Below are 5,594 nucleotides of genomic sequence, written 5' to 3'. Positions count from 1 at the left end.
CTCCCTGCTCCCTGCCCCCTGCCCCCCGCCCCCCGCTCCCTGCCCCTCAGCCTCTTATGCCCCATATTTTAGATGATCAGTGGCTCAAGTTCCCGATTATGCCATTGTCGCTGATGCCATTCGGCAATCAAGGGACGGACAATAAACTTAGGTTGTCCATCGCCTTTAACGTCAATGCGTAAACCTGAATAAGGTCGCCGCTTTTGAGAACCTTGACCGTGGCGACCAATGAAAAGATGCGATCGCGCCACTAATCTATTTTCTTCCATTAAATCTGATCCCTCAATTCGTTGGCGGCGCAAACTAAACCCGCTACCACCACAAACAAGCCAATGGATATGAGCATCAGCGTGTCCTGTATCCATTGTCTCCAGGTGTTCCAAACAGTGGGCGTGACCATTTAATACCAAGTCAACCAAAGGACGACCCTGATTTAGGGAACCGATTTCTTTAGCTACTGCATCCAGCACGTTACGGAAGCGATCGCGAACGATCAAAGTTTGTGCTTGTTGCCACTTTGTCGCCTCAGTTACATAAGGTGGATGATGGAAATAAATCACTCTTCCCCGAACTTCTGAATTATTCCAAGATTCAATTAATCTTTGCTTGAGCCAGTCTAGTTGTTCAATGTCAGTCAGAGTTGTTTTATCAGCAGCTAATTGCTTATTTATATCAACAATAATTTCTTCAATTTGCGATAGTTTGGCGTGAAAGTCGTCCAACTGGTCGGCTTCAATGGGGTTTTCAGGACGAAGCTTGGCCGAGTTTTCAACAATGTGCTGCTTTTCTTGCTCTAAATCTTCACGACGTTTTTCTAAGATTCTGCGTTCGGCATCACCTTGTTTTGTTTTAGGTAAAGGTGGTGGATCGTTAAATGTATTGGAATCTAAGGCAAAGAAATCAATCCCGCCATAGCGAAAAGTGTAGTAACGATTGGGAAGGCGGGTAAAATGTCCAGGTTCATACTTAAGACAACGACCTGTATCTGTCTTACCTGTGTAGTACTTATCTAAATGGCTGGCTAACTCTCCTGGAAGCTGATGCGCTTTAAGATAGTCTAGAAATGCCCGTGCATAAGCTTCACCCGTTCCTGAGCCATGTAAGCCTACATCTAGGTCTAACCGCGATCGCAACAGGCGACGAATGGGTAATGTTGTCAGAGATGCCAAGCTCAATAAAATTGGCAAGTTATAGTAATCGTGATTTCCCGGTACTGGTAAAATAGGCAGCTTAAAAGTCATCTGATCATAAGCAATCCGCTTCGGATGCTCCCCGCCCAAGATAAACTCTCGGTAAGGGTCGATGAAGTTTTGCTGATAGTATTCACTCGACCCGACTAAGTAAATTACATCCCCGGTATGCAGCAGAAACCGTGATTCTTCGTGATGGGGCAACATAAGTTCAGCGATCTGTCGCTGGGGATTGTGTCCCCGATGCCTACCAGAACCACTATCACCTACAACTAAAAATGAGAACTCTGAATCGTCTGTTTGTCCATCCTCTAACACCAGGCGAGTTTGGTCGATGTTCCGTTCCACAATTAACGGATCTTGCCACTTTACTCGCTGATTCATCTTACGAATTTTGTTAGCGATCGCTGGATCAGATACAAGTTTCAATGTAACCTACTCCTGAATCTTGAATTGCAGAGGGCGGGGAGGCAGGGCGCGGGGAGGCAGGGGGCAGGGGGCAGGGGGCAAGGTGACAAAAGTTTAGATATTACAACAAGTCTTTCCCAATCCCCAATTCCCATTCCCAATCCCCAATCCCCAATTCCCTTACTCTTCTACCGTATCTTTCATTTCAATAGTCAAATTAGGCAGTCCCTCTAGTTTTTCGGTAGGCTCAACTTCTTCTACTAATGGCACGAAAATCTTTAATCCTGCTGGTACACACTTAATTTCTACTGGTGTTGTGCCGACTATTTCACCATCGAGAACAACCTTTTGTGGTGGCTCTGTTGTAATTTTAAATTGTTTGGCTCGTAAAAAACCAATATCATTGCGTTCTACGGCGTTACCTGTAGAAGCTGTTTGGAATAGATGAAATGTCGCAGCGATCGCTCCTGCCTTGTTAGCTGGAGCTACAATTGTCAAATCTAGTAACCCATCATCATAAATCAAACCTGCTGGGCCCTGAGCTAAGACTGAAGTCGGAGGCGCGGCATTTGCAACTGTTACTGCACAGGCACTAGTTTTAATTATCCTGTCTTCTGTTTCAATTTCAACATCAAAGTTTTTTAAATTTCTCAGTTGCTGAATTCCAGCGAAAACGTAGGCCATCATTCCAAAGCGATTTTTGGCATCTCGGTCTGCCAATTCTATAGTTTCAGCTTCAAAGCCAATACCTGCCAAGAGTACCATTGGGCGATCGTTGCAATAGGCTACGTCTACATGGTGGGTTCCTCCCTGCAAAATTGTTTCACATGCACCTGCGATCGTGTCAGGAATTCCTAAAGCTGTGGCAAAAGCGTTTGCTGTTCCTCTGGAAATGATGCCAAATGCAATATCAGTACCCACTAAAGCTGTTGCCGCCGCAGAGAGTGTCCCATCTCCCCCCGAAGCGATGATTGCATCTACTCCTCGCTCTACAGCGTCATAAGCTAGTTGATCGGCATCGATTTCTTCAGTTGTGAGATAAATATCTAGGTCAATATTTGGTTCTAATATTGCCCGAATTTCTGCTAATTCTACGTCTGGATCACCCTGACCAGCAACTGGATTAAAGATCAGGCAAGCGGAACGATTCATAAAATATAAAAGCTAAACTTAGATTACTAAAATACCAAATTATTTCTAGGATTCTCAGTAAAATCTCGACTTTCTTCTGTTAGTCAGATTACATTTTATAACAAATTATCAGTCTTATGCGCCGTAATCTACCAAACTATGCATTGCTACTGGTATCTTTTATGTATACTTAAACAATAAAACAGGAGTCAGAATACTCTACCTATAAAGGGAGAATATTTTAATTTTTTTCGCCCACCAGGGGCGTTAGCGTAGCGGGACAAAGTACGGTTTTAACCAATATTCGTCACCCACTCGTACAGAATTCATACCTGTTTTCTGACTCCTGAATTCTGAATTCTTCTTATAAAATTTTTGCCATGCGTAAATTATTACTAGTTTTTTCAAGTATGCTAACTCTCAGCAGTTTAGCTACCCCTACGATGACAATAGCAGGCACAACGCCTGATTTACCCCAGATGCGCTTGGTTCAAAAATTAAACTGCAATAATGCTCAAACTCAAGCAGCAATTAATGAATGCGCGAGGTTATCTTATCAGAATGCAGATAAAAAACTAAATCAAGCCTATCAACAATTGCTACCTAACTTAGAAAGGTCTAGGAAACAGAAATTAATTGCTGCACAGCAAGCATGGATCAAGTTTCGGGATACCAATTGTGAGTTTGAAAGAAGCGAATACGAGGGAGGAAGTATTTCTCCTACTATTTATTTTGGTTGTCTGGAAAATGTTACAAAATTGCGTACCCAACAATTACGGGAATATCTCACATCCGATCGTTAAAGAGGACACAACGCAATTTTGAGATATGGGTGTGATTTGTGGGCTAGACATCAAACTCAGTATTATGAAGATATTCTTGAGCGATCGCTTTTGTTATCGCAACTCCATCCATTACGGGCATCCGAACATCCATAAGCACGATATCAGGTTGCAGTGCCGGAATTTGTTCGAGTGCCCGTTGCCCATTTTCCGCCTCACCGATTACCTGCATCTCTGCATTCGACTCAAGCATACTCTTAAGTCCTTGGCGAATAAGATGCTTCAATACCTATGCTCCCTTCTTCCCTGCCTCTTCGGTGACTCAATTGCAAACTGCTAATATCAGTAAAGGATTTATATCAGAAATTCCAGCAGTAATCTGAATGCTAGCTCTGAACCCATGAGTGCTAACCAAATATCTCTTAGACCTGCCAAAAAAACAGATGCCTGGGTAATGAGTGCAATTCATATTGCTGCTATCAAAGCTCTACCTGCGACTTTATACACCGAAAAAGAACTTTTTGCTTGGCGTAATTACCGCGATCAACCTGATGGTTCAAATATCTTGAAGAGTATGAAATTGGAGACTTGCTGGGTTGCGATCGAGAGAGATGTTGTTATAGGTTTTGCTAGCTTTATTGTTGATGAACTGATCGGATTGTATGTCCATCCTAAATCTCAAGGGAAAGGGATTGGACGTGCTTTAGTCCAACATTTTTGCGATGAAGCAACTGAGGAAGGTATAGATGAAGTAATTACAACTGCTAGTCTATATGCTGAAGGATTTTATTTACGACTGGGATTTACTGCCATCCAAAGGACACCTCATTATTTAAGAAGCGGGATAGTTGTGCCAGTTACTAAAATGAGTAAAACATTAGCTACTACACCGAAGGAAATTTGAGCTATTAAGTAGATTAGCTCAAATAAACCTAACTAGCAATCCGATTTGATTTCTGAATTATATCATGTCCGGCAAATTACTTGTGATATGTCATTGCGAGTGCAACGAAGTGGAAGGAAGCAATCGCAAGGCTTTTGGGATTGCTATCTCTATGACGAGACGCTCCGCGAACACTTCGTACCCTGCGGGAACGCCAAGGGCGGTACGCAATGACAATTATTTAACCGGACATGATATTACTCGTAGAGGTAAGGGACTTTTTACTGGGGACTGGGAAGAAGGAATAAAAGTGTACTGATTTTTGAACAAGACTCAGTACGGATCTATCCCTCTTTTCTTCCCAATTCCCAATTCCCGACCAATTTTTTCACATAGCCTATGATGAAAGTAAGTATTTGCTAGCATAAATGAATAAAATCATTCGTTCATCAACTCTCACCCGTACACGTTTGATAGAAGCCGCCTCGCAGGTATTTGCCAGTTTAGGTGTTCAAGGAGCAACTACCCGTGAAATAGCTCGTGTTGCTGGTGTGAATGAGGTAACTTTATTTCGCCACTTTGCTAGCAAAGAACAACTTCTGAGAGCAGTAATCAAAAATGCCTTAGCACTTCAGACAGAAGCCCTTGCATACCCCGAAGCGTGGACGCAGGATCTAAAAATTGATTTAACACAGTATGCCTATCTTTACAATACTATGTTAGAGACACAGGAAGACTTAATTCGTACCTTCATCGGAGAAGCCAAACGTCATCCTGATGCAGCTAAACAAGTTATTCAAGAAGCTTCCAAACCTTTAGGGGAAAAACTGATAGCTTATCTGCAATCGAGCCAGAAACGAGGTTCCGTAAGAGCAGACCTCGATCCATTTCCAGCAGTCGATATGTTTACAGGAATGCTGTTAGCTGGAATGTTATGTCGCAGTGTAAAATTCAATCAAGGTAGCTATAGCTGTGAGGAGTATATAGAAACCTGTGTAGATATTTTTGTGCGCGGTATCAGTACCCCTGATAGTTCTCAATGTCACTGTAAGTTATGAGCTAAATTAGATATTCTGAGTTAAATAAGGCTTTTGGTATTAATATCAAGTCCGGGTGATTACTTATAATAAAATCTTTGAATGTAGGTTGGGTTGAACGGTAGTGAAACCCAACATGAGCAAGGATCAAGCGTTGGGTTTC

Annotated in this window: 5 protein-coding genes and 1 pseudogene; 3 read left to right on the top strand and 3 right to left on the bottom strand. The window is 42.5% G+C overall.

Going from position 1 to position 5,594, the window contains the following annotated elements; genetic code table 11:
• Positions 1–68 precede the first annotated feature (68 nt).
• Complete coding sequence (locus tag VB732_RS00760; protein ID WP_323228906.1) at positions 69–1,619, bottom strand: metallophosphoesterase; 1,551 nt, start codon at positions 1,617–1,619, stop codon at positions 69–71.
• A gap of 159 nt (positions 1,620–1,778) precedes the next feature.
• Positions 1,779–2,750 carry a YegS/Rv2252/BmrU family lipid kinase gene (locus VB732_RS00755; RefSeq protein ID WP_323228905.1) on the bottom strand — a complete coding sequence of 324 codons (972 nt, stop codon included), beginning with the start codon at positions 2,748–2,750 and terminating at the stop codon, positions 1,779–1,781.
• Between the two features lie 359 nt (positions 2,751–3,109).
• Between VB732_RS00755 and VB732_RS00750 the strand changes: the two genes are divergently transcribed.
• Positions 3,110–3,532, top strand: a complete 423-nt coding sequence (locus tag VB732_RS00750) for a lysozyme inhibitor LprI family protein (RefSeq protein ID WP_323228904.1) — start codon at positions 3,110–3,112, stop codon at positions 3,530–3,532.
• A 70-nt stretch (positions 3,533–3,602) separates the two neighbouring features.
• Here the strand turns inward: VB732_RS00750 and VB732_RS00745 are convergent.
• A pseudogene (locus tag VB732_RS00745) lies at positions 3,603–3,797 on the bottom strand (response regulator transcription factor); the annotation flags it as partial.
• A 114-nt stretch (positions 3,798–3,911) separates the two neighbouring features.
• On the opposite strand from VB732_RS00745, the gene VB732_RS00740 reads away from it, so the two are divergent.
• Positions 3,912–4,415, top strand: a complete 504-nt coding sequence (locus VB732_RS00740; protein WP_323228903.1) for a GNAT family N-acetyltransferase — start codon at positions 3,912–3,914, stop codon at positions 4,413–4,415.
• Between the two features lie 407 nt (positions 4,416–4,822).
• Positions 4,823–5,452, top strand: coding sequence for a TetR/AcrR family transcriptional regulator (locus VB732_RS00735; protein ID WP_323228902.1), 630 nt, complete (start codon positions 4,823–4,825; stop codon positions 5,450–5,452).
• Positions 5,453–5,594 lie beyond the last annotated feature (142 nt).

It is taken from the genome of Nostoc sp. UHCC 0252, from assembly GCF_034931145.1.
GTDB lineage: Bacteria > Cyanobacteriota > Cyanobacteriia > Cyanobacteriales > Nostocaceae > Nostoc.
Note: the sequence above shows the minus strand (reverse complement) of the source record. Positions and strands in the feature narration are given on the sequence as shown.

Excerpts from the sequence above, each read along its gene's own strand:
- VB732_RS00755 (WP_323228905.1), bottom strand. The coding sequence starts at position 2,750 with ATGAATCGTTCCGCTTGCCTGATCTTTAATCCAGTTGCTGGTCAGGGT.
- VB732_RS00750 (WP_323228904.1), top strand. The coding sequence starts at position 3,110 with ATGCGTAAATTATTACTAGTTTTTTCAAGTATGCTAACTCTCAGCAGT.
- VB732_RS00740 (WP_323228903.1), top strand. The coding sequence starts at position 3,912 with ATGAGTGCTAACCAAATATCTCTTAGACCTGCCAAAAAAACAGATGCC.
- VB732_RS00735 (WP_323228902.1), top strand. The coding sequence starts at position 4,823 with ATGAATAAAATCATTCGTTCATCAACTCTCACCCGTACACGTTTGATA.